The following is a 2,564-nucleotide window of genomic DNA, read 5'->3' as shown; positions in this document are numbered from 1 at the left end:
CTTCTTGCAATACTTGCTGTGGGAGCGGCAAGTGCGGCAGATGATAATGCGACGTCAGAAACGTTAAAGTTAAGTGAAGATTCATCAGAAAGTGTTTTAAGTGAAACTCCTATAATTTTTGGAAATTTTACTGATTTAAATAATGATATAAATTCCGGCGATGAAATTGAATTATCCTCAAACTACAAATATGATAGTGAAAAAGATCGTAATTTAAGTTCAGGAATAAACATTTCAACTGGAAAACACATTGACGGTAAAGGACTTACAATAGACGCCAGCAACGGCGCACCTATTTTCAATATCAATGGTAATGGAACCCTCTTAAAGAATATAATTTTTAAAAACGGAGCCAATAGTGCAATTCGCATTAATAATTATTGTATAATCATCAACTGTACCTTTATAAACTGTTCAGGTACCGATGGAGGAGCAATTTCGGTTGCCCAATACGGCAGTTGCATTATTGCAGAAGGTACATTCATAAACTGTTCTGCAACAAACAAAGGAGGAGCAATTTACATAGATGGTGCATATAGCCGTGTTTCAAATTCATACTTTGAGAATTGTTTTGCACGTGCAGAAGGAGGAGTAATCTACTGGAATGGAAATGAAGGTTCCATACTGAATTCAACATTTACAGGATCCAAAGCAGGAATTGGATTGAGATTTGGAGGAGCAATCCACTGGGCAGGAAAAAATGGAATAATAAAAGACAGCAAATTTAATAATGTAACTGCAGATGATGATGGAGGAGCAATCTACTGGGCATACACAGGAGAAAATGGAATATTAACAGACTGCACATTCACCAACACAAATGCAAATCTCAAGGGTGGAGCAATCTACTGGGAAGGGGATGACGGAATTATAAAAAACAGCACCTTTAATAATACCAATGCAAGTAGTTCCGGAGGAGCAATCCACTTGGAGGGCAGTAATGGAAATGTAACAGGCTGCACATTCAACAACACAAATTCAATTAACGATGGAGGAGCAATCTATATAGGCACACATGATGTATTTATAGCAAACAGCACATTCACCAACACAAATACAGAGGCCAGCGGAGGAGCAATCTATTTTGATGACGGAGAAACTGGAATAATATTTAATTGCACATTCACCAACACAAATGCCAAGCTCGATGGAGGAGCAATTAGATCCCTTAGATATGTGTCATCCCAAATTAGTGATTCATACTTTGTCAATTGTTCTGCAGGAAATGCTGGAGGAGCAATCTTCTTGCAGGAAGAAAACGGAATTATAAAAAATAATGCCTTCGAGAATTGTTCTTCAAATACCACTGGAGGATCAATCTACTTGAGAGGAACAAATGGAAACGTAATAAACAACACATTCACCAACACAAATGCAACAGATAATGGAGGAGCAATCCACTTGGAGGGAGATAATGGAATATTAACAGGCTGCACATTCACCAACACTAATGGTGCCCAAGGTGGAGCAATCTACTGGGAAGGAACCGATGGAAACATAACAGACAGCACATTCGAAAATACAATTTCAACTAGTGGGGGAGCAATCTACTTGTTGGGGGATAATGGAATATTAACAGGCTGCACATTCACCAACACAAATGCCAAGTTGACTGGAGGAGCAATCCACTTGGACGGAGAAAATGGAAATGTAACAGGCTGCACATTCAACAACATAAGTGCACAACAGCATGGAGGAGCAATCTACTGGCCAAGGGATAGCGGCGCTATACAATATTCAAAATTCATAAATTGTTTTAGTGAAGATGGAGGGGCAATATATTGCGAACAAATAAATAACCCTTCAATAAGATTTTCACACTTTGAAAACAACACTGCTACAGAAATTACTGGTACAGGTGCAGTGTACAATGGAAACGTTTCAAACTGCACATTTATCGGAAATACTCCTCGAACCCTTTCCCCGAAAACCATACTAAATACAACAATCACCGCCACAAATTCCACTTGTTATATTGGAGGAGAAATTGAAATAACACCAATTAGAATAACAATAGACAATATGCTTATGGTAGGTGGAGAATTTGACTTATATGTTAACGGCAAGTTTAACAAAACAATTCAAGGAGAAAACTCAAAATTCACATTTACTCCAAAAGAAGCTGGAGAGTACCGTCTTCAAATAAAAATCAATGCCACTGCGCAGTTTTACGCATCCGAGTCAAATGTTTTAAACATCACATCACTCAAAAAGAATCCTGCAATGACAGTTTCATGCGACGACATTACCTATGGAAATGCAGCATTAATCATTGTCACACTTCAAAACGATACCACAGGAAACATAACTTTTAAAGTTGGCAATAGAACATATTACAGGACAGTAAACAACAGTTCATGTAGCATAAACGGCCTGAATGCTGGAACCTATAACGTTACAGTCACATACAGCGGAGATGCAATCTACAAAAATGCTACCCTCCATATTACACTTACAGTTCAAAAAGCAGAACCGTCCATATCAGTCAATCCTATAAACAGCACATACTATGGTGAAGATGTCATAATCACAGCCATCCTCCCAAATGACGCAACAGGAACACT

The 2,564-nt window shown here is 38.3% G+C and carries 1 protein-coding gene; it reads left to right on the top strand.

Annotated elements, in window-relative coordinates; translation table 11 throughout:
- On the top strand, positions 1–2,564 hold a 2,564-nt coding region (locus QZV68_RS08765; protein WP_296880615.1), incomplete at both ends, for a right-handed parallel beta-helix repeat-containing protein.

The organism is uncultured Methanobrevibacter sp. (assembly GCF_902801725.1).
Lineage (GTDB): Archaea > Methanobacteriota > Methanobacteria > Methanobacteriales > Methanobacteriaceae > Methanocatella.
The sequence above is the reverse complement of the archived record's forward strand: the minus strand, read 5'-3'. Positions and strand labels throughout refer to the sequence as shown.